The 21228-nt window shown below is 48.3% G+C and carries 18 protein-coding genes and 2 pseudogenes; 8 read left to right on the top strand and 12 right to left on the bottom strand.

The annotated features are described in order from the left end of the window. Positions 1 to 37 precede the first annotated feature (37 nt). The 4 genes and pseudogenes from IQ268_RS16300 to IQ268_RS16285 form a co-directional block, all read right to left on the bottom strand. Positions 38 to 277, bottom strand: coding sequence for a hypothetical protein (locus IQ268_RS16300; RefSeq protein WP_193881092.1), 240 nt, complete (start codon positions 275 to 277; stop codon positions 38 to 40). A 464-nt stretch (positions 278 to 741) separates the two neighbouring features. Next, positions 742 to 1425 (bottom strand): adenylate/guanylate cyclase domain-containing protein, encoded by a 684-nt coding sequence (locus tag IQ268_RS16295; RefSeq protein WP_193881089.1) that lies wholly within the window; start codon positions 1423 to 1425, stop codon positions 742 to 744. Continuing rightward, entirely contained in the window at positions 1422 to 2675 is a 1254-nt protein-coding gene (locus IQ268_RS16290) for an ATP-binding protein (protein WP_193881086.1), read from the bottom strand. Before IQ268_RS16290 ends, IQ268_RS16295 begins: the two co-directional genes overlap by 4 nt. After that, positions 2653 to 2931: pseudogene (locus IQ268_RS16285) on the bottom strand (DUF4194 domain-containing protein); the annotation flags it as partial. The gene IQ268_RS16290 and the pseudogene IQ268_RS16285, both read right to left, overlap by 23 nt. Before the next feature lie 743 nt (positions 2932 to 3674). On the opposite strand from IQ268_RS16285, the gene IQ268_RS16280 reads away from it, so the two are divergent. Both IQ268_RS16280 and IQ268_RS32315 read left to right on the top strand, forming a co-directional pair. After that, positions 3675 to 4823: a sterol desaturase family protein gene (locus tag IQ268_RS16280; protein WP_193881083.1), complete on the top strand. Its 1149-nt coding sequence runs from the start codon at positions 3675 to 3677 to the stop codon at positions 4821 to 4823. Positions 4824 to 5322: 499 nt separating this feature from the next. After that, positions 5323 to 5532: pseudogene (locus IQ268_RS32315) on the top strand (ISKra4 family transposase); the annotation flags it as partial. A 411-nt stretch (positions 5533 to 5943) separates the two neighbouring features. Here the strand turns inward: IQ268_RS32315 and IQ268_RS16275 are convergent. After that, on the bottom strand, positions 5944 to 6297 hold the full coding sequence (locus IQ268_RS16275) for a DUF3140 domain-containing protein (RefSeq protein WP_228035432.1): 354 nt from the start codon (positions 6295 to 6297) through the stop codon (positions 5944 to 5946). 480 nt (positions 6298 to 6777) lie between these two features. Here IQ268_RS16275 and gorA point away from each other — a divergent pair, with 480 nt between their 5' ends. Further along, on the top strand, positions 6778 to 8124 hold the full coding sequence (gene gorA / locus IQ268_RS16270) for a glutathione-disulfide reductase (protein WP_193881080.1): 1347 nt from the start codon (positions 6778 to 6780) through the stop codon (positions 8122 to 8124). 140 nt (positions 8125 to 8264) lie between these two features. Here the strand turns inward: gorA and IQ268_RS16265 are convergent, their stop codons facing one another. Both IQ268_RS16265 and IQ268_RS16260 read right to left on the bottom strand, forming a co-directional pair. Continuing rightward, positions 8265 to 9086 (bottom strand): SDR family oxidoreductase, encoded by an 822-nt coding sequence (locus IQ268_RS16265; protein WP_193881078.1) that lies wholly within the window; start codon positions 9084 to 9086, stop codon positions 8265 to 8267. Between the two features lie 994 nt (positions 9087 to 10080). Next, positions 10081 to 12012: a heavy metal translocating P-type ATPase gene (locus tag IQ268_RS16260; protein ID WP_193881075.1), complete on the bottom strand. Its 1932-nt coding sequence runs from the start codon at positions 12010 to 12012 to the stop codon at positions 10081 to 10083. A 212-nt stretch (positions 12013 to 12224) separates the two neighbouring features. Here IQ268_RS16260 and IQ268_RS16255 point away from each other — a divergent pair, with 212 nt between their 5' ends. Then, positions 12225 to 12614, top strand: coding sequence for a hypothetical protein (locus tag IQ268_RS16255; protein ID WP_193881072.1), 390 nt, complete (start codon positions 12225 to 12227; stop codon positions 12612 to 12614). Between the two features lie 236 nt (positions 12615 to 12850). Then, positions 12851 to 14284: a PepSY domain-containing protein gene (locus IQ268_RS16250; protein ID WP_193881069.1), complete on the top strand. Its 1434-nt coding sequence runs from the start codon at positions 12851 to 12853 to the stop codon at positions 14282 to 14284. 243 nt (positions 14285 to 14527) lie between these two features. Here the strand turns inward: IQ268_RS16250 and IQ268_RS16245 are convergent, their stop codons facing one another. Both IQ268_RS16245 and IQ268_RS16240 read right to left on the bottom strand, forming a co-directional pair. After that, positions 14528 to 14989, bottom strand: a complete 462-nt coding sequence (locus tag IQ268_RS16245) for a hypothetical protein (protein WP_193881066.1) — start codon at positions 14987 to 14989, stop codon at positions 14528 to 14530. Positions 14990 to 16029: 1040 nt separating this feature from the next. Further along, complete coding sequence (locus IQ268_RS16240; RefSeq protein WP_228035431.1) at positions 16030 to 16626, bottom strand: TetR/AcrR family transcriptional regulator; 597 nt, start codon at positions 16624 to 16626, stop codon at positions 16030 to 16032. Between the two features lie 117 nt (positions 16627 to 16743). On the opposite strand from IQ268_RS16240, the gene IQ268_RS16235 reads away from it, so the two are divergent. From IQ268_RS16235 to IQ268_RS16225, 3 genes are all read left to right on the top strand, one after another. Continuing rightward, positions 16744 to 17346, top strand: a complete 603-nt coding sequence (locus tag IQ268_RS16235) for a glutathione S-transferase family protein (RefSeq protein ID WP_193881061.1) — start codon at positions 16744 to 16746, stop codon at positions 17344 to 17346. A 44-nt stretch (positions 17347 to 17390) separates the two neighbouring features. Continuing rightward, positions 17391 to 17996 (top strand): pyridoxamine 5'-phosphate oxidase family protein, encoded by a 606-nt coding sequence (locus IQ268_RS16230; RefSeq protein ID WP_193881058.1) that lies wholly within the window; start codon positions 17391 to 17393, stop codon positions 17994 to 17996. Positions 17997 to 18080: 84 nt separating this feature from the next. Then, on the top strand, positions 18081 to 18503 hold the full coding sequence (locus IQ268_RS16225; protein WP_193881237.1) for a nuclear transport factor 2 family protein: 423 nt from the start codon (positions 18081 to 18083) through the stop codon (positions 18501 to 18503). Between the two features lie 785 nt (positions 18504 to 19288). Here the strand turns inward: IQ268_RS16225 and IQ268_RS16220 are convergent. From IQ268_RS16220 to IQ268_RS33425, 3 genes are all read right to left on the bottom strand, one after another. Then, a complete protein-coding gene (locus IQ268_RS16220) occupies positions 19289 to 20056 on the bottom strand; it encodes an SDR family oxidoreductase (RefSeq protein WP_193881055.1) in 768 nt (255 codons plus the stop codon). 100 nt (positions 20057 to 20156) lie between these two features. Then, positions 20157 to 20951, bottom strand: a complete 795-nt coding sequence (locus tag IQ268_RS16215) for an SDR family oxidoreductase (RefSeq protein ID WP_193881052.1) — start codon at positions 20949 to 20951, stop codon at positions 20157 to 20159. A 182-nt stretch (positions 20952 to 21133) separates the two neighbouring features. Beyond that, a partial coding sequence (locus tag IQ268_RS33425) for a PEP-CTERM sorting domain-containing protein (RefSeq protein ID WP_193881049.1) occupies positions 21134 to 21228 on the bottom strand: 95 nt, incomplete at its 5' end.

The following is a 21228-nucleotide window of genomic DNA, read 5'->3' as shown; positions in this document are numbered from 1 at the left end:
GCAGAACGCTTATTGAACGAGTGCATGTTGCACGCTGTTATCCTTGAGCCGGTGCTTCTGGATCAATCTCAGGCGGAAGACCCGTTGGTTCTGGATCGGGTTCATCAGCAACGGGTTCTGAATCGGGTGGAGGAACAGGCTCAAGTTCAGGATAAGAGGCTGGTTCTGGTATTTGTTCCGGAGGGAGATGAATCTGATTAATTAGCATTTCTGGCTCAGGTGTAGATTGCTTTGGAGCATCAAACGGTTGAGGTTTCCTGGCGGAGTGATGCGCCATCCATCACAAACGATAGTTCGCATCGTCCTGCTTCATTCGTTCAAACGCCTCATTGATCATCTGAATTGGGATAATCGCTGCATCAGCAATAATTCCGTGTTCAGCACAAAGACCTGGAACGTCTTGCGTATCTGCAATAGCACCAATCAATGCCTCAAACCAAGAGAGCGTGTACCTTCAGCCCTTTAATCCTAAGGAGGTCGTTGAGCAGCCGCGTCTTTCTAATGGCGTATCACTTACGAGTTTTGAAAAATTTTCGATCGCGCGTCAAATGATAGCGGCGTCACTGGAGGGGAACGCCGATGAATCATGGCATGACAATTTGGGATAGACAGGAAATCCTTTACAGGATCAACTTCGCACTCCTCTCCATCTCTGATATGAAGCATAAATGATATACACGAATAAATCCCTCACCAATCGCCCCAGAAGGCAACTTTTGTACACAAGTAACACAGGTGTATTCATTCCGGTGCAGCGGGATTATTAGGCATAATTAGCTCGTTCCCAACTAAACCATAAACCTTGGCAGCCGCGCCTTGCGGGTTGAGTCGAATAGTACCCACTTCTCTTGCCTGCAATCGCTCTGTGCATAGCTGGTACGTGTTCTCTCCGATCAACACCTTGTCATCAGGATAGTAGGCTAATTGACTTAAGTGTTTTGCAAAATTGACCTCATGCCCAATCACCGTAAACTCCATTCGCTGACTGGAGCCAATATTTCCAGACATAGCAACTCCAGAGTTGATACCTATTCTGATATCGAGTGTTGCTTGATTTCTTAACGTTCTGGCTTCATTGAACGTTTGTATACCCCTATGCATCAACAAAGCAGATTGAACTGCCATCCACGCATGATCTGTTAACGGCAAGGGTGAACCATAGACAGCCATCAAGTCTGCTCCAATAAATTTGTCTACTGTTCCCTGGTACTGAAAGGTTGCACTAACCAGAACGTCAAACAACTGATTTAGCAAACCGTGTAGTAGAGATAAGCTCAAGCCCTCAGCTAGCGAAGTGTAGTTGGAAACATGAGTAAACAAAACAGTGACCTCTTTCTGCGTTCCTCCTGCCAACTCCGTGTAAGTGTTATTGAGCAGTTGCTCGGCAACCTCTTCCGTCATATAGCGATCCATGGTTGATTTCAAGCACGGATCTGCATTTTCACCGGGTTCCATTGAATACTTACCTCATTGAAAGGGCAATAGAAGGGCGCAAAAGTTCTCGTTGGAGGATAAACCAAGGTAAGACTATTGCGTCGCTCAATCAGTACATCAAGTTTACGGTTGACTTCTTTATGACATTGTTCAATTTCTCGTGCAAGTTCCTGTAAACGTTGTCCTACGCTGTCTTGTTTGATTGCAAAATCGAGATCCTTTTCCTGTTGACGCAGGGTTATGAGCAGGCGATCGCTCTCATTTCGCTGATGTTTAGTTTGAGTCAGGTGCTGATCAAGGCTTTGGAGTTCCTGTATTAACAAGTTGAGTTTCTTACTGGCAAAAAATGCAGGTGCAATGCGTTGAAAGCTCTGAAATACTGCGAGATCGTTCTTTAGCTTTGCGAATTTTTCTGCTTCTCCCGTTAAGGGAACCAGTGCCTCTAGTTGTTTTCTCGCTTTTTGAATTGCCGTGTGAGAAATGGTGAGGTTCTCGTAGCTTTCTTGCAGTTCGCAGATTTTGGTTTGTACGTCCGTTTTTTCCAGCATATGATTGCGGACAAAATCGTTCAACCCACCAATCTCTTTGATGCTGACCGTTTGGTTAAATAAATCCAATGCTTTTTCAGATTGCAGGCCGAAGCGTTTGCGAAACTGCTGGCTGTATTTGACAAATTCTTCAAAGGTTTCAACGCCGCTCGCCTTCAACTGCTTTTTCAGGTCAGCAATCCGTGTACATTGAGCAAAATGAGTGGCGATCGCTAATTCAGCATCCGCAATGACAAAAAACTTGCGGGCAGACCCATCCTCCATCCACAGCACCTGCGCCAGGGTTACATCTTGCTTGCTGGTATGGTCGCTAAAATAGGCTAACAGAACGGAGAGCGACGCTTTCTCCCGCAGGAATCTTGGTTTAGACCCATAGGATTCCTCCGATCGAGTCCGACCATACGCCCCTTGCACATAACTCTTTTCATCCCGTTCTTTCTTCCCAGAACCACTGGAAGCCTGATTATAGTTACGGCGTTTGTTTGGCACCAATAATGTCAGCAACCCATCCACCAGGGTTGATTTCCCTGAACCATTCGCTCCAGTCAGTAAAGCAATTTCCCCCCGCAGATTCAATATCCAGGGGTGCTGGTCAAATGACCCCCAGTTGAGCACTTCAAAGCGTTGCAGGCGAAAGCCAGACAAGGCATCATGAGATGGATCAATGAAATCAAGGGGTAGGAGGGTTTGCATAAGCGTCTAGCTTTTGCTTCAAGAGTTCCAACATTTCAGCATCAATCTTGGCTTTGAGAATGGGACGTATTTCGTAATTTTCATCCTGTCCAGATAGGCGTTTTAGAAACCTGAGTTCTACCACCTGTTTTACCAGACCATCCACCTCTCGCCGAAATCTTTCTTCATTGTTCCCTTCAGGCAGGTAAGGTTGTAACAAATCCCGCAGTTTTTCAACACTTAATACCAACCGTCCAGTGGCATCGCTGGAGTCGAACTGTCGTAACTGAGCTGTTCATACTCCATGTCATTCTCCCAACTAAGAAGCAAGTAGGATGAATTGAAATAGCACATTTGCTTAAAAAAGATTATGGCTTATTTCTAAAACACAGCTTACACCTTGTCATCCATTGATCCTACGGCAGTATAAAAATTCTGATGCAGCGGATTGACCAGAACCGCTTGGGTTCGATGCAAAGGTATTGGCAACCGTTAGACAGACTCTATTATGGGTATCCTTCTATTAGACAATGTCTTTATGTAACTAAAGTTGCCTAAAGTAGTGATATGGATACTGACGGTCAAGTCTTTAAGTCCCCAGAACTTACAGCCATTTTCCTTTGATCACCACGCCTTAAACCCTGCACCCCACACCCATCTTGGCGAGACTGTGGCTTACTCGATTGAGAACTGCTGTAACAGTGATGTGGATAGATTTAGGCAACGTCTTGATAGGGAATGGGAAACATTGAATGTAATAAGGGAGACGCTTAGCATTGCCTTCAACGGAACTACAACTCCAACGTATCGACAGGCTCTGGATATAGGAAAGGCAGTATCGCCGTCACTATTCGATTTTGAATCAAGCTTGCTTGGTCAGAGTGATGAACCCCCTCTAGCAAAGCAGTATCGACAAAGTTTTATAAGCGATCTTAGAACTTGATATATCTCAACAATCCCAACAAATATAATATGGAATTCATTTGATGTGAGCAATCTCAACAGCGGAATTACTTCATCATGACCCATGATTATGAATATCAGGATCGCCAAGTTGAGCTTGATCGGGAGCGGCAATTCCGCCTTGGCGAAGGTAAAATTAGCGGCTATTGCTCAGTCTTCCTCGGAGCCCTGAGCCTACTCTCCGTCTTGGCTTACCTCTACCCTGCCTATCTCACTACTACTGAACTGCGCCAAGTCTACGATGCTGCCTTTCTCCAAGGTCTCCTAAAATACGGCATGTATTTCTCCTTGTTTTTTGGCATTTTGACATTCGTACTCAAGAAATATCGTTTACTCGGCACGATTGGCATCTTCTTAACCACAATCGCCTTTGCCATCGGCGGCCACAATCTTCCCTTAAAAGGCACAGAAGCTCACCACCTATCCCTTGGTCTCGACTGGCTCATTCTGGCATTCTTGGGCTCTGTCTTCATCTTCATGAGTCTGGAAAAGTTATTCCCCAAATACAAGAACCAAGTCATCCTCCGCAAAGAATGGGGTCTAGATCTCGCCTACTTCTGCTTCAATCATCTGGCAATTTCCGCGATCATTATCTACGCAAACCATACTGCTAGCCGCTTCCATTGGGCCGTGAACCCTGACTTCCAAGCTTCAGTCCAGTCAACCCCAGTTCTCTTCCAACTCCTCCTCGTCATTCTCTCCGCCGACTTCGTCCTCTATTGGGAACACCGTTTGTACCACGAGGTCAAACTTCTCTGGCCCGTTCACGCCGTCCACCACTCCGTTGAAGACCTGGATTGGCTCGCTGGCTCGCGCGGCCATTTCATCCAAGTCTTTTCAGAGCGCGCCATGGTCATGCTACCGCTCTATTTGCTTGGTGTCGGCGAACAAGTATTGGGTCTTTACGTTACCCTTGCTGCTCTCCAAGCCGTTCTGATTCACTGCAACCTCGACCTACCCTTCGGCTTCCTCAAATACATCATCGTCACCCCTCAATTTCACCACTGGCACCACAGCTCTGAACGCCCCGCTATCGACACCAACTACTCCGCCCACACCATCCTGTTTGACTGGGTGTTCAAAACTATGCACCTGCCTGGCAAGCACTGGCCAGCCAAATACGGCACCACCCAGCCACTACCCCGAACCTACCTGGGTCAGACCCTCTATCCCATCACCAGTCAACTCAGTAAATACTACAAATAAGCAGTATCAAAAGGTCGTCAAGCTCACGTGACCTGTCAATTAAGTGTTGCTCACTGGAAACACTGAATCCGCTTCCAGATCTGTAGGGAAACCTCGTTGGAACCAACGCGCAATAAGTAGCAAATTGGTCGCACTGCCAACTAGAGTTGACGATCGCATCATCGATCTGGTGCGGTTCAACTCGGATTGTTATGCATCCGTAACTCTGGAGAGAGGTCAGTTGAAGTCCAGTCGGGTGCGTTGCTGATAAGTAAACGCACCACATTAGTAGGCATTTTCATAAATAATGCGATCGCATCTATTCAACGCTCAACTACAAAGACCCACAACTACAAAGACCCACAATTGCAGACAACACCTACTTCATTTTCAACAGTTGAGTTGTCGGAGTGTGACTAATTAGGTCGAGGAGAGCATTTAACTCTCCCCTCCCACACCACCCATCGTGCGGGTCCGCAATGGGCAGTTCATGAAGACGCGCAAACAGGCGCGTAATTCTGAAGCCTATCTCACCAAACATTGCACTCGGATGGGCAACTATGCCGACCATCAAGCTGAACACCTCTGCTCGATTGGTTCAGGATGCGTTGAATTGGCAGTCAAACAGATAGGACGACGCTTGCAAATATCGGGTGCTCGTTGGGAGATTGCCTCTGTCAATCCGATGTTGAGTTTGCGGTGTGCCTACCTCAATGGACAGCTTGCCATTGGACTATTTTTACGAAGGTGGGATGCTCCCGTTGGTTCAACTGAGCAAACTCATCTGCCCATCGCTCGACATCGTCGGTTGAAATTGAGGTCGCAGTTGTTGACAGGACAGATTGTTGTGAGAGCGTCACAACAAATGCTTGTATCCTTTACTGTGTCTACATTCTATCCAATCTACAACTGTAGTATTAAAGGATGTTTTAAAAGTCTAATCGTAGCCCGACATCCGTAGGGGCGTAGCATTTGGCAAATAACCCTAGAAAAAGACGCAGAAGTAATGCCCGTAGCTTGTTCCCACAGGGTATGCTACGCCCTAAAACAGACATTTGATACTTTTCAAACCAGCCTCTTAGACTACGCCAACCCTGTTATGAGTACAAGAATTGGCTGCTAATGGAGCTGGCAGAGATTCTTATTTAAGCGGGTCATGTCCCCAATTCATCAGGGAATATCGCCAGCGCGTGTCTTCAACATCGCCTGAAGGCCGTTGTGCCACATGACGATGAACGTAACTAATTACTTTTCTCATGTGCGACAGGTCATCGTCGGTATAGTCTGATTTGTTCTTTTCTAGAAGATTAACAATTCGTCTTCCAGATTGGTGTCCGGTCGATTCGGTATTGCCGTCTTTTTGACCAACCTCTTTGGAGTGGTCAGTTTCAAGCCATTCCTTCAACTGCTTTGGTGTCATGTTGACGGCGGCTCTAAACTCCTGGATGGTATCTTGCTTATCGTCTGTCATTGTTCCATTTGAAGCCTTGGTCATTGGATTCAGCAGATCTCATTCACTAATTCTTCTAGCTGCTCTTTTTGATAGTTATTCTGATAGTTATGCAGAGAACTAATGATGCGATCGCTTGCAGATTTATCTCCTTAAGAGGATGTTTGAAAGTAGTAAGTGTGCTGTACTCCTGGCAGGTGTCGAGCCACCAATTGAATGTCTCAAATATTCTTTAAAGTAAAAATTCAGGCAGCAATGCACCTCTGTCTTTTGGCAGTAGTGTTGGTTGCATTAAGCAGGTGCATAGAGGCCGAATCGGTTGATGTGGGGGTTAACGTTGTGGCGTAGTTGCTGAGCCACCTGCTTGATCTGACTTTTGATAGAGCCATTGATAAATACTGTCCAATTAGCTTGAAAGAAGAAAATTGTGCAGCAATCAACTTTGTCAAAACCTGTGACGGTTGAAGTCATTTGGTCGCAATCGCTGGTTGATTAATCGCTGCTTCAACAGATTACGGTTGACTCATGGCTTACGATTACGATTTTTTTGTTATTGGGGCAGGTCCAGGGGGACTTGCGGCGGCAAAGCGGGCTGCTAAATATGGGGTTAAAGTGGCGATCGCCGAACGCGATCATCTCGGTGGCATCTGTGTCAATCGTGGCTGCATTCCCAAAAAGCTGATGGTGTTTGCGGCAGATTTTTCTCGCTGGCTGCAAGATGCAGAAGGATATGGCTGGAGTGTTGGGCAACAGTCGTTTGATTGGCAACGGTTTGTTGCCGCCCGTAACCAGGAAGTTGAACGGATTCAGCGATCGCAAGCTCAAGCGCTTCAGCAAGCTGGGGTCGAAATCATCCGTAGCCATGCAGCCCTGGTTGATGCCCATACCTTAGAACTGGAAGACCGCAAGGTAACTGCCAGCCATATTCTAATTGCAGTAGGCAGCCGACCCAGCAAACCCGATATTCCAGGTATTGAACACGCCGTTACCTCCAAAGATATCTTTGGCATTGAACACCTGCCCAAACGCTTTGCCGTCATTGGAGGTGGTTACATTGGCGTTGAGTTTTCCAGTATCATGCGTGGGTTTGGAGCAGATGTGGTGTTGATGGATCAGAGCGACTGTATTCTTACGGGTTTTGATGATGATCTGCGCCATGCGGTACGTGACCATTTAATCGATCGAGGTATTCAAAGCCTTTGTAGTACCACGACCAAAGCCATTGAAAAAAACTCGGACGGGTTTCATCTGACGCTGGAAGGTGACTGTCCTCAAACGATTACAGCTGATCTGGTGCTGTGTGCAATTGGGCGTACAGGAAACCTGGAGCATTTAGGGTTAGAGCAGGTTGGTATTGAAACCCAGAAGGGGGCGATCGTTGTGGATGATTATAGCCGTACCAACGTTGACCACATTTTTGCCGTTGGAGACTGCACAGCTCGTTTGGCGCTGACTCCGGTTGCGAATGAAGAGGGACGGGCTTTGGTTGATACAGTGTTTGGAGAGCAACCGCGTCAGGTTGATTATAACCATGTGCCCTCGGCTGTATTTGCGCGACCTGAGGCCGCCAGTGTAGGGCTCACAGAAGCACAAGCCCGCAACCAGCTAGGAGATGGGGTTCAGTGCTATCGAACTGAATTTACACCGTTGTTTTACCGTTTGAGCCAACATCCTCAGAAATCAATGATCAAGCTAGTGGTAGATCGTCATTCCGAACGGGTGTTGGGAGTCCATCTGGTTGGTGAACATGCCTCTGAGATCATTCAAGGATTTGCTGTGGCCGTTAAACAGGGGATAACGAAACAGGCGATCGATCAATTTATTGGAATTCATCCCACATCAGCCGAGGAGATGTTTGCCATCGACAACTAATCGACATCAAAAGACAAAAGAGTAAAAGGGAGCGATCGCTCTCCAGCCAATTAATTCAATTGGCCTGTTGTACCACCTTGAAGACAACTAACGCGAGAGACAAGATAGTGGTGCTACTCCCACTACCTCATCACTTGCTTCTAGAATCGTGCGGTTCCAGGTTCCCAGCGTTTGCTGGAGCGATTTCGTGGCGATGGCAATGGGGCTGACATCCGCACCACCCGCTCTAAAACCCACGGTGTGACTCGACCGCACCAGACAGCCAGGTAACTTTGCCATCCGACCAAAATTTCGGCAGCGTCTTTACGTAAACCGCTCACCAGCGCTTGAGCAACCTGCTCTGCTGTGGTTGGGACAATCCATCGAAACCACTTCAGGTTACGTGCCATATCAGTATCCGTCAGGGTTGGCAGCAGTGCGGTCACTTTAACATTATGAGCAGCAAGTTCACCCCGCAGCGCTTGAGTGAAACCCAGAATGGCAAACTTTGTAGCCGAATAAGTGGCCATTGTAGGCGCAGCCACTTTACCCATAAGACTCGATACATTGATGATAATGCCTTCCTGTTGGGTCACCATCCGCCGAGCAATGAGCCGCGTGATCGTGTACATACCAATTAAATTAGTGGCAATCTCTTCTTGAAGATGGGGTAATCGAGAGTGCAAAAACGGCATTTGATGCGCTACACCAGCGCAATTGACCAGGATGTGAATGGGGCCGTGATCTCGCCATGCTTTAGCGATCGCAATATTCACTTCAATCGGTTGAGTTAAGTCCAGCGCCAACGGGATCGCCTCCACCCCCAAGGCTGCTACTTCGTTAGCCACTTCGGCCAGTCGAGTTTGATTTCTGGCTACTAGCAATAAACGTGTTACGCCACACCGTGCTAGCTCCAAGGCAATCGATCGCCCAATTCCGCGAGATGCGCCCGTGACGAGAGCTGTTTTTCCCTGAATATCCATAGCCAAATTCTCCAAAAATGGGATCTCACGATCTATGAGAAACAATGACAAACCAAATCATTGAAGAGAAGTCAGTCCATCGTGAGACAAAACCGTAAAACAAAGGTGAGTGTGTCTTTGAAATGATGAGTCTACCTAGCCTGACGACAGGCGTGATCAACATGGGGGGAACACATCATCAATCACACTAGGCCGGAGTCAAGCTGGCTGCTAAGACCAGTCAATGCAATGCTGGACAACAGACAAACAGGTGAAGATAGCTAGTAATTCTGGAGCTTGCGATCGTGCTCTGGTAAAGACTGAGGGCTAATAGAGACACATCTCGCAGAACGGTGATCGCTGTAACGATCGTATGGAATCTAAATCAATGAAGCTGATAACCAACATCCGTTCGAAGCATTCTGGGGTTTAGCAGACTGTTGTAGCAACAGGGGGTAAATGAAACATATGGCGATCAGCCTCCCGGACAACGAGTAATTAACCAGAACCTACATGTCCAAAACGTTAGCACCTGGATTTGAGACCTGCAACATTTATTAATGGAAAGAGGACATTTTTACATTTCTTAACTAGTAATTCATTTAATCTTGTGTGTTAAGAACTTTGGCGGCTGCGGCTGTTGTCTGCTGTTATCGGCTTCAAGACTTGATATTGACCTTTTGATCTGGTTCAGCCCGAAATAAGAACAAGCAACGAGATGCACCAAAACTGAGAATTTTTAATTTAGCGCCAACGAAGTTTGCATTTCTATACAAAGTAAGGACATTCACGTAGAGGCTGAAGCGTGCGTTTTACACTGTCGTGAATTAACTCAGGCTCTCCTGCAATTGACCCTATGAACCGTGAATACGGGGCGACAAGCGTGATCCCGCAACGCACAGTATTGAATTGCTGCCGCATCAGATGATATGGAGCATTACCAATTGATGAAAAATTAGGGTTGTTACATCCGTAATAACCGCTGTATTGATTGAAAGTACAACGATCGATAACGCTATGCTTGCAACAGCCGCAAACCGCTCAACGTTACAATCAACGTTGACCCTTCGTGACCCAGCACCCCTATGGGCAAACTGATTTGGCCGCTAAAGTTGGCTGCCATTAACAGCGCAATAAACGCGATCGCAAACCCAATATTTTGTTTGACAATGCGTTGCGATCGCCGCCCCAGCCGAATTGCCTGTTCTAGTTTGTCGAGGCGATCGGCCATTAGCACCACATCTGCTGTTTCCAGGGCTATGTCTGTGCCAGTAATGCCCATCGTGATCCCCACAGACGCTTGTGCCAGTGCTGGAGCATCGTTGATCCCATCCCCCACCATTGCCACCGAGCGATAACGTTGCTGTAACTGTTTCAAGATATGAATTTTGTCTTCTGGTAACAGATTGGCATAAACCTGATCGATGCCTATCGCTTGAGCAATGGTGTCGGCTGTGCGCTGATTATCCCCTGTAAGCATCACAATCGATTCCACACCAAGCTGCCGTAAGTTTTGAATCAGTTGTTGGGCACCGGGGCGAAGGCTATCGGCCACCCCAATCAAGCCAAGGACAGTGTGATCCTGCACGACCCATACGACAGTACAGCTTGAGGCTTCAAGACGTTGACTTTGCCGGACGAGTTCAGGCGGCAAGTGGCAATCGGTTATACCATCCGCTTTACCCACCCAAACAGGCTGATGATTCATTAAGCCTCGAATACCCTGCCCCGCTTCGGCTTGCACCGCATTAACTTCTGTCCATTGCACACCCTGCTGCTGGGCTTGAAGCACGATCGCCGCGCCGATTGGATGCTCTGAATAGGTTTCTAGTGCGGCAGCGATCCTTAATACAGTGGTATTGGATTGTCCTTCCGCCGCAATCACATCGGTAACCTGTAGGTTCCCCGTGGTAAGTGTCCCGGTTTTGTCAAAGGCGATCGCCCTTACTTGCCCGATCGCTTCAAGCTGGGCACCTGTTTTGAACAAAATTCCTTGTCTGGCACCAGTGGCAATACCCGATAGCAAGGTTGGCATAATTGAGGCCATCAGCGCACAGGGAGAGGCAACCACTAAGAAAATCAAAGCTCGATAAATAGTGGTTTCCCAATCCCACTGCCAGAGGAAAGGGGGAAGGATAGACAACACCAGCCCTGTCACAACAATGACCCGTGCATACCCTCGCTCAAAGCGTTCAATAAATTGTTGAGAGGGTGGCGCTTCGGTTTGAGCCTGTTGAACTAGACGAATCACACGTTGGATCAGACTGCTTTCTGGTGCTTGATGAACCTCTACCACTAACGCGCCGCTACCGTTTAATGTTCCGGCGTAAACCTCGCTACCGGGACTTTTCTCCACGGGTAATGATTCTCCAGTGATGGGCGCTTCGTTGATCGCACTTTCCCCTTCTAACACCCGGCTATCGGTTGGGATCAGCTCTCCTGGCTTCACTAACAGGCGATCGCCAACCTGAAGCTGTTCTACTGAAACGATTTGCTCGTGTCCCTCTCGAATCACTCTGGCGGTATCGGCGGCAAGGCTCATTAAACCGCGAATGCTGCGTTCTGTCCGCCGCATGGCAACCCCTTCCAATGCGCCGCTGATGGCAAAGATCAAAATCAACACAGCACCGTCAACCATTAAGTAATAGTCTTGCTGCCATAGCCCCAGTGCTGCTGCGCCTAGCGCTGCCACAATCATTAACAGATCAACGTCTAACTCTCTTTCTATAACTAATGTTGAAATGCCTTCACGGGCACTTTCATAGCCGCCAACGACATAGGCAGCCACCAGGATGGCGATCCCCAACCCAAGCCAGTTCAGGTTCAGGGCTAGCCAACCCAAAAAGACAAGGATGGCACAGGCGATCGCGGCCAGCAGTTCTGGATTAGCCGATAAAAAACGAATAGGATGCGATGTTAGTAGCGATTTTGGCAGACTCAGGGACATGGAGATTCTACGAGATAACGTCTCCACCCTAAACCTTGACATTGATGTTAAGGTCAAGCGTCAGCGGTCTACCAGGCAGCAGCAGGAAAAACCGATGTCCCAGGATGGTGAATTGCACAAAACCGGAACCTGGTTCCAAGCGTGCTGCTCAGCCAAACGGCTCTTTATAATAGAGATTGTTTCAGCTTGATTGGTTGGGATTGGTGACGCTAATGCACCCACTCAAGACGGTAGCTGTTGGCTTGCTTTCAATTGCGGCGATCGCCTTGGCTGCGCCCTTTGCTGATGCTGATGAGTTGCCCTATGCTCCTCCTGTGTGGGATTTGAATAGCTACGACCGTGGTGGGGATGACTGGCGAGCGTGTACAGGTAATCCTGACTCAACCAATCCGCGTCTGTTGAACTGGCAGTCGATCGCGGATAACCCGATAGACGACGTTCGAGATTATATGCGTCAGCGCGATCCAGGAGCCAGGTTTACAGCGACAGCGCATCCTTACACCTATCACATTTACGCTTCACACCAGATACTAGTCACAGTCAATGTAAGAGCATCGGATGATACTGTCCGCTGGGTTTGCGTGCAGCCAATAAATAATTGATTTGATTGCCAATCAGTAGCTGCATCTTCAAGAAGTATAAATACCAGGGATTGTATCATTCGAGAAATGACAATGAAAAAGTCTGGCAACACACCGCACAACGATCGCTCCTAATCGACAGGGTTGAACAGGTAAATTAGGGTCTTTGTGCAGGTTAAGTATGACAGCCTGTCTTTTGACATTTTTTTGGGTCTGCGTCATAGTCTGGGCTGATCTGTGATTCATGCCTGGTTCCAATGTCTAACGCAACTGACACGATCAATACTCCCACTTCTATTGGTTCACCAGTTAACCGATTCTATCGCACCGTCTGGCGCTGGCATTTCTACGCCGGATTGTTTGTGACTCCATTCATGCTGGTGCTAGCAACAACGGGCATCATTTACCTGTTTAAACCACAGCTAGATGTACTGATGTATCGCAACTTAATGGTGGTGCAACCCACTGCGGCGATCGCCTCATACACTCAGCAGGTGGATGCAGTTGAAACGGCCTACCCTAATGCCACCATTGCTAAGGTGGTGCCTAACATTGCACCCGACCGCAGCACTGAAATTCAAATAACCACGGCGGATGAGCGCAACGTCATGGTGTTTATCAATCCCTACACTGCTCAAGTGTTGGGCGATCGGGATGAAGACAATAACTTACAGGCGATCGCCCGCAAAATTCACGGAGAGTTGCTAATCGGTCGCTGGGGCGATTACCTGGTAGAACTGGCTGCCTGTTGGGCACTGGTGTTACTAATAACCGGGTTATACCTGTGGTGGCCTCGTCAGCGGTTTCGCATTGGGGGCACGCTGATCCCCCGTTTTTGGAGCAAAAATAAGCGGGTATTCTGGCGAGACTTACATGCAGTACCAGGCTTTTATGGCGTGGTGTTGATCGGCTTTTTAATTCTCACGGGACTGCCGTGGTCGGGCTTTTGGGGCGATAGCTTTGCTCGGGTATGGAGCCAGTTCCCGGCGCAAATGTGGGATGATGTCCCCCAATCCACCGTGTTAACTGGAACACTAAACCAACATGGCGATCATGTTGTGCCGTGGGCAGTAGAAAAGCTACCGATGCCCCAATCGGTCGCGTCAGGGCATAATCATGCTTCTGGCGGAGCTGCCGTGGGCAGTGAAGCAACATCGCCCCAAACCCCAGTCGATTTAGATTCAGTCATTACACTGGCGCGGGCGCAGGGAGCACCTCCCGGTTTTAGCGTCAGTTTCCCAGAAGGTGAGACAGGGGTTTACACTGTATCAGCCTTTCCCAATGACCCAGCTCAGGAAGTCACTATGCACATCGATCAATACAGCGGAAATGTGCTGGCCGACGTGCGCTGGCAGGATTATGGGCTGGTACCCAGGGCAGTAGAAATGGGCGTAGCGATTCACATGGGCAAGTATTTTGGATTAGCCAACCAACTGCTCATGCTGTTTGCCTGCCTGGTTGTGATTCTGCTGTCTGTCAGTGGTTTAGTCATGTGGTGGCAGCGTCGCCCAGCAGGTCGATTGGGTACACCAGCAATGCCAACTCATGTGCAGGGATGGAAAATACCAATGGCGATCGTTGCCGTTTTAGGAGTGGCGTTTCCGCTAGTTGGGTTCTCGCTAGTAACGGTGCTGCTGCTGGATTACCTCATCATCTCGCGGGTTCCGGCACTTCAGCGCCTATTAAACTGATACAAAAGCAAAAGGGCAAGCCTTCAGGCTTGCCCTTGCTGTCGTGGATTGGCTCATCGGCTGTCATCAAAATTGGGCATTGCTAAATCATAATATGAGGGTGCCCCCGTCCCTAATGCTGGGGAACGTCCGAACCTTGTCCCTCAGAACTGAGGGTTTTAGGGGGAGCAAACAGAGCTATGACCGCTCAGCGACTCATCCATCCAATTCAGCAATGCCCAACATTCATCGGCCAATTGCTTTCTAATTGGCTTCTTCAGCATCTAATAGTTGCAGTGCCTCTTGTATCTGTTGTGGAGATATCTGCCGTCGCAGTAAAGACGACCAACAGTGTCCTTCACCACTATTGTTGACGGGTTGAGTACGCAACTGACGCAATGAATTGATACAGGCAGGACAATCGCAACCAAAAAGAGTTGCCGCCGCATCACTCTCAGCGGCACTGAAGTCTAGAATTGGATACTCACTTAAACCATCCGTTGAAGAAGCAATGAGGATTCCTGGATCAGAGTGACGGAACCCAGATGTCTCCATTCTGGCAGGTATAGGCACACATGAAGCTGAATCAGTAGTTAAAGCGCTAGCCTGTATGCTTGCACGCATTGCCTCAGCCGCAGATGCCAGACCCGGCAGTAAAGCAAGAGTTATCATTGAACCAGCGAGGGTAGGAATAGCAATCAGGCTCAACAAAATTTTAGACTGCATTAGGAATACTCCTCAGCTTGACTAAAACACCGATGCCCAATCATAGCTCGACTTGGCCATTTGATACACCTATTGGATAGGAGGGTGTAGCTATATGTTGAGAGTAACTGAGATAACGAACGATCGCCATAGTAATACTTCAAGCACAGCTCGAGTTAAAGCGAGGTGCTGAACACCTCACCGTGCGTTATTCAACAATGGTATTCTTCTTTAGATGGCATCATGATGCAACGCTCTAAGTGTTGGATGTGACGCTCTCTCCTGAATTTGGGCAACAGGGGCAAATGCTTTAATGTCCAGGCTTCAATGGAATGACGTAAGGAACTCATTGGTTTATATAGTGTCGTTTTACACGTTGGGCCGATCGCTTCGCTCAAAACAGAAAGTGGGGCTGTTTGGTTGAACACCCAGAAAACCTTGAAGGCAGTTTAAAACGTATCCAATGGGCGACATTCGCCTCTTAAATCTCCAACATTGGGGACTTCCGAGCCAATTACTGTGTCAAAGTCTCCGTTCGGCTGAGCGCTCACGTCGAAGCCAGAGTTGAGGGCTTTGCGCTTGCGGCAAACTATACAAGGGGGCAGTTCGAGTGACCGTTCAGCACTCTTAAACCATCCTCTTATTCAAAAAACCTGAAATAAACGCTACGCTCTTTTGGTAGGCACCATGCAGAACAGGCTGTAACACAACACTACGCTGCCAGTAGCAGCAATTAAGATAGATTGAACAGCAGTCATCCATTCAATTGTCATTTCAATAGCCATCATTGCCACCTTAAATTACGTTTGCAGTTTCCATAAAATGATTCAAAGGTTCACAGCAGGTTTCCGAGAAAAAAGTTGTGATCTCAAACAACTGTCCCTGTGAGCTAGTTCACTCATTAACGCACGGACAGCGGTTAGGCTTTACCCTTGCTTGTAGTAGTGTACCCATCTTTCAGTGGTGGCTATCCACCCTCATTGCTCCACTGTTGCTCAATTGTTTACATGCCAACATCCATGTAAACAATCCAGTAGGACAGGAAACAACTTCATCTGGCGCTACAACAGACCAGAGGGGATCACTGGTTGGAGTAACGTTTCGGGCAGATGGTTCAGAATTCGTTTGAATGGAGCCGTCGTCGATAAACCCTGCGTTAAGATAATTGCGCCTTGAATTTGAATAATTGCATCTTCGGCTCTTTGCCTTGCCAGTTCAGGTTCAAAATCAGCTTCAATTAAAACCTCGGCAATAGCCTCGATCCAACTGTTAAGGATGTGGCTCACCTGTGTCCGAAAGCGATCGCTCGATTCGCCCATCGCTAGCATGGCTAACAGACACGCTTTCTGGCCGTGATTGTAATACTGATCGATATTTCGGTTCATGGCACGAAGTCGATCGAGCGGCTCTCCACTCTGCTGGAGAGGCGCTAACAGTCCAGTATTTAAACATTGGCTTAAATAATCTAGTACGGCTGTTGCCATCTCCTCTTTTCCACCGGGAAAGTGGTGATACAAACTGGATTTTCCTAGCCCCGTTGCTTCCGCAATTTTTGCCATGCTCGTCCCGTCGTAGCCATACTGCCGAAATACATCTACCAGACGAGCGATCGCTTCTGTTTTGAGCATCACGTTCATGTGAACTGAATCAATTGACATTGTACTGAACAATCGGTACAGTTGGAGTGTACCAAACGTTCGGTACAGTAGCTCACGTTTCCAGTAGCCCTGGAAAATAGCTATAGCACCCTGTCCCCATTCACTACACAGAAACCAATGCTGAAGCTTCACGATTTCAAGCTGTCGGGAAATTGCTACAAAGTTCGACTCATGCTGTCGTTGTTGGGGTTAGAGCATGAGTTGGTGGCTGTTAACTTAAGAGCGGGAGAGCATAAAACGCCCGAATTTCGCCAAACCTTAAACGAGTTTGCTACCGTTCCCGTCTTGACGGATGGTGAAGTTATCCTGCGAGATTCGCACGCCATTTTGGTATACCTGGCGCGGCAATATGGGGGTGAAACCTGGTTGCCTTCAGATCCAGCCGCTCAAGCGGCGATCGTTCAATGGCTCTCTTCTGCCGCTTCTGATATTCGATGGGGGCCTGAAGCAGCGAGGCTGCACCATCTATTCAAAAGCCCCACTGTCAACATTGATCTGGCAAAGCAGCGATCGGCTGAAGTCCTTCAGGTGTTAAACACCCATTTAGCAGACCGGAAGTGGCTAGAACTGGAGCGCCCAACCATTGCAGACATTGCCTGTTTTCCCTATGTTGCTCTGGCTACAGATGGCGATATTTCCTTAGAACCCTATCCTTACATTCAGGCATGGATCGACCGCATTAAACAGCTTCCTGGTTTTGTAGGAATGCCTGGCTTATAAATAAAGTTGGTTTATCTTTAACCGTTGCAATGGAGCGCAGCAGCATGCCACGCAAATTTACACAGCTTGCTTTTACTCCAGCGGTAAAAGCAATTCAAGAGAAATATGGCTCACGCCAAACCTATGCTCGCTTCGAAGAAAGTGGGCCATCCAACGACACCATCACTCCAGACATTGCTCAATTCATTGCTGAACGTGATGGGTTTTATCTCGGTACGGTGAGTTCCAACGGCTACCCTTATATCCAGTTTCGGGGTGGTTCGCCGGGTTTTTTGAAGGTGCTAGATGAGCAAACGCTTGGTTTTGCAGACTTTAAAGGCAACGTGCAGTATGTCACGGTTGGTAATTTAACAGAGAACGACAAAGCGTTCCTGTTTTTAATGGATTACCGCAACCGAAGACGATTGAAAGTGTGGGGTCGGGCGGTAGCGATAGATCCCGATCCCGATTGGGTTGAACGTCTCAAAATGCCTGACTATCCAGCAGAGGTAGAACATGTCATTCTATTTCACATCGAAGCATGGAACTGGAACTGTCCGCAGCACATTCCGGTTCGTTACACCGAAGCAGAGGTGGCTGCGATCGCCGCTCCTTTACACACCAGAATTGCAGAATTAGAACAACTGGTGGCGCATTTACGCCAGCCCTAGTAAGGATTGTTTGCTGAGATCTGGGGAGGGCGATCGCCCTCCCCAATTTAGGGTTTAATGGACTACATCACTCGAACCAATGATATGGAACCCTTCCCATCCTATTCCAGCGGTAGAGAAGCATCCCACCACACTCTGACGGTAGCGCTACAAGGGTTTGCACACTTCTCACAGGGGCTAGCTACTGGAAACTGGGACGAATTTATCGAGATGCTCACCGATGACTTCACGTTTTGGTTTCCAACGGGAGCTTTTCACGGCATGAATGTAGGCAAAGAAAGAGCGATCGCGTTCTTTAACTATGTATCTGACACGTTCAATGAAGGGCTATCTATTACCCTCGATCGGGTAACTAGCAATGAAACAACGGTTGTGTTTGAATTTCGTGACGAAGGAAAAATGCGAGGCGAAGTTTACAAAAATCGAGTAGCGGTCTCGTTTGACGTGCGCGACAATCAAATCTGCGGTTACCGGGAATATTTTGGCAGTAACGGCACGTCCAATTAAGCCTAATTAAGCTAAATCAAAAGCAATACCATGGTCTCAACCCACAAGCGCCAGAGTGTTAGCAGTCTGGTTTACAATCGAGGTTCTGCCTGAGGTCAAATCTCGTACATCTAGAATCAGCAAATTGGACGGAGCCTATAGAGGAATACTCATTGGATTCACCAAAAAGAACAGTAAACAATTATTCGAAACAAGCTGTAATGAACTGTTACTTATCGTTTCATTACTGCACGCGGCGCTGAGCTAAACCCTAAAGTTTTTGTGTCCAGAGGCAGACTTCATGATTTATCAACACTCTGTCCCAGAGTGAGAGCAGCCCTGCGCCTGCGCTGTTCGCTCGTCTGGTTTTGAAGGGTAGCAGTTGTTTGCCCGTCGCCGTTTAGTGACCCAAAGGAGGAGAACGCCATATCTTGCTGTCCACCGGAAGGTTGAACTTACCTCCCCGTTGAATGTTTACCCTGGCAGAGGAGTTTAGCTTGAGCTAGAGCAATTATAAGGAAACCTCATAGCCATGACACTCAGGTTTATTCTTATGACGCTTTTCCTCTTGCTGACTATTTCAACTGTTGCTTTGGTGGGGTCTCTCTCCCTATACAACAAAGTCGTCCTCGGTTAAAGTACAGTCAAATTACTTCCTTACGCTGTAGAGTGCTTCTATGTTTAGTGTTATCGCTTTGACACTTTGGCTAGTTCTGTTTACTCTGCTGCCCTCGCTTCCCAAAGAACGGGAAATTGATAGCGATCGCCCATAACCGGGTTTGCTCCAGTTAACTGCTTGATTCCTATCAATATCCAAACGACACAAAACCACCGTCCACCGCAATGCATTGTCCTGTAATGTAGGTGGCGGCAGGCATACAGAGAAAGGCAACCAATCCTGCCACCTCTTCAGGTTCACCAACTCGCCCCATTGGAGTGCGTGCCAATACTGCACTCATGATCTCTGGTTGACTTAACACTGGCTCTGTTAATGGTGTGCGAATATACCACGGCGCAACGGCATTGACCCGAATGCGATCGCTTGCCCATTCAATAGCCAGCGATCGCGTTAACTGTATCAGTGCTGATTTCGTCATGGCGTAAGGTGCCCCCGTTCGCACAGCAGTCAACCCTGCAACAGAACTAATATTCACCACACTGCTGTTCTCGCGTCCTTTCAGCAGCGGGTGAGCCATGCGGCACAGTTCAAAAATAGAGACCAGGTTGGTTTGCAAGATAGAAGTGTATTCTGCCTCGGTGTACTCAATGGCTGGCTTGCGAATGTTGGTTCCCACATTGTTCACCAACAGATCCAGGCCACCCAGAGTGTGAGCCACGGACTCTATTACCCTCTGCTGCCCTTCAGCCGTTGCCAGATCGGCTGCCAGCCCATGCGCCTGCAATCCCTGCGCTTGCCAGATTGCCACTTGGTGCTGCACTGCCTCTGCATTGCGAGCCACAATCATCACCTCTGCCCCCAAAGACAGGAACTCTTGGGCAATGGCAAGGCCAATGCCCCTGGTGGCTCCACTAATGAGGGCTTTCTTGTCCAGTAATGTCCAGCGATCGCTCATTGGTTCTATTGACTACCATCATTAACGGCTACAGCCATTTTGAACGGGAAAGGGCATGAATGGGAAACGGACGATCAAGCAAGGTGGGAGAAAACGGGTGCTACAAAATCGATCGTACCAAACCGCCTTCAACTCGCAGCGCTGCACCGTTCGTGGCAGAAGATAGGGGGCTGGCTACGAAGGCGACCATCGCCGCTACTTCTGCGGGTGTCGCAAACCGTTTGATTAATGAAGAGGGGCGTGTCTTTTCAAAAAATTCTTTCTCAACCTCACTCACTCCAGTACCCTGAGAGGCCGCCAGATTTTGCACAAATGTTTCTACCCCTTCAGAACGGGTAGGCCCAGGCAATATTGAGTTAACCGTTACACCGGTTCCCACGGTTGTTTCTGCTAAACCACGGGCGATCGCCACCTGCGCGGTTTTGGTGACGCCATAATGAATCATCTCGGCAGGAATGTTGACGGCTGATTCACTTGAGATAAAAATGATCCGTCCCCAGTCTTTCTCAAACATCAGCGGTAGATAGTGACGCGATAGCCGAATGCCGCTTAAAACGTTGACCTCAAAAATGTTCTGCCAATCTTCATCGGTAATTTCAGCGAACGATTTTGGTTCATACATTCCTAAATTGTTGACAAGAATATCGACTCGAGGTGCTTGTTGAAAGGCTTCTGTTGTACCAGTACGGGTAGAAAGGTCAGCCACGATTCCCTGAAGGTTTGCCGCAGGAACCGCTTTTTGGATGGTTTCGATGGCGGATGCTACTCGCTCCTGGCTGCGCCCATTGACAATGACCGTAGCTCCTTCTTGGGCGAGGGCGGAGGCGATTGCCAACCCAATTCCAGCCGTAGAACCACTGACAAACGCTGTTTTATCACTTAGCTGTAAATCCACTGTTCCAATCTCCTTGTGAGTAAATTGCTAGCTAAACCAGCATAGGGGCGATCGGAGCTATGACCGCCCAACGATGTACACATCATTCAGCAACGCTCACAGTACAACAACACAAAGAGCGCCCCTTCTATTCTAAAGAGGCGCTCTTTGTATCGCTCGCTTTGAAATTGTAGAGTAAGCCGTTAGGCGCGGCGGCGCAGCGCAAATACGCCTCCAATTAGAGCCAAGCCCAAAACGGTAGCAGGTTCGGGTACGGCTTCAGGGGTGGGAGTGGGTG

It is taken from the genome of Oculatella sp. LEGE 06141, assembly GCF_015207605.1.
Taxonomy (GTDB): domain Bacteria; phylum Cyanobacteriota; class Cyanobacteriia; order Elainellales; family Elainellaceae; genus Oculatella.
The sequence above is the reverse complement of the archived record's forward strand: the minus strand, read 5'-3'. Positions and strand labels throughout refer to the sequence as shown.

Coding starts and splice junctions, on each gene's coding strand:
- IQ268_RS16300 (WP_193881092.1), bottom strand. CDS start 277: ATGGCGCATCACTCCGCCAGGAAACCTCAACCGTTTGATGCTCCAAAG.
- IQ268_RS16290 (WP_193881086.1), bottom strand. CDS start 2,675: ATGCAAACCCTCCTACCCCTTGATTTCATTGATCCATCTCATGATGCC.
- IQ268_RS16280 (WP_193881083.1), top strand. CDS start 3,675: ATGACCCATGATTATGAATATCAGGATCGCCAAGTTGAGCTTGATCGG.
- IQ268_RS16275 (WP_228035432.1), bottom strand. CDS start 6,297: ATGACCAAGGCTTCAAATGGAACAATGACAGACGATAAGCAAGATACC.
- gorA (WP_193881080.1), top strand. CDS start 6,778: ATGGCTTACGATTACGATTTTTTTGTTATTGGGGCAGGTCCAGGGGGA.
- IQ268_RS16265 (WP_193881078.1), bottom strand. CDS start 9,086: ATGGATATTCAGGGAAAAACAGCTCTCGTCACGGGCGCATCTCGCGGA.
- IQ268_RS16260 (WP_193881075.1), bottom strand. CDS start 12,012: ATGTCCCTGAGTCTGCCAAAATCGCTACTAACATCGCATCCTATTCGT.
- IQ268_RS16255 (WP_193881072.1), top strand. CDS start 12,225: ATGCACCCACTCAAGACGGTAGCTGTTGGCTTGCTTTCAATTGCGGCG.
- IQ268_RS16250 (WP_193881069.1), top strand. CDS start 12,851: ATGTCTAACGCAACTGACACGATCAATACTCCCACTTCTATTGGTTCA.
- IQ268_RS16245 (WP_193881066.1), bottom strand. CDS start 14,989: ATGCAGTCTAAAATTTTGTTGAGCCTGATTGCTATTCCTACCCTCGCT.
- IQ268_RS16240 (WP_228035431.1), bottom strand. CDS start 16,626: ATGTCAATTGATTCAGTTCACATGAACGTGATGCTCAAAACAGAAGCG.
- IQ268_RS16235 (WP_193881061.1), top strand. CDS start 16,744: ATGCTGAAGCTTCACGATTTCAAGCTGTCGGGAAATTGCTACAAAGTT.
- IQ268_RS16230 (WP_193881058.1), top strand. CDS start 17,391: ATGCCACGCAAATTTACACAGCTTGCTTTTACTCCAGCGGTAAAAGCA.
- IQ268_RS16225 (WP_193881237.1), top strand. CDS start 18,081: ATGGAACCCTTCCCATCCTATTCCAGCGGTAGAGAAGCATCCCACCAC.
- IQ268_RS16220 (WP_193881055.1), bottom strand. CDS start 20,056: ATGAGCGATCGCTGGACATTACTGGACAAGAAAGCCCTCATTAGTGGA.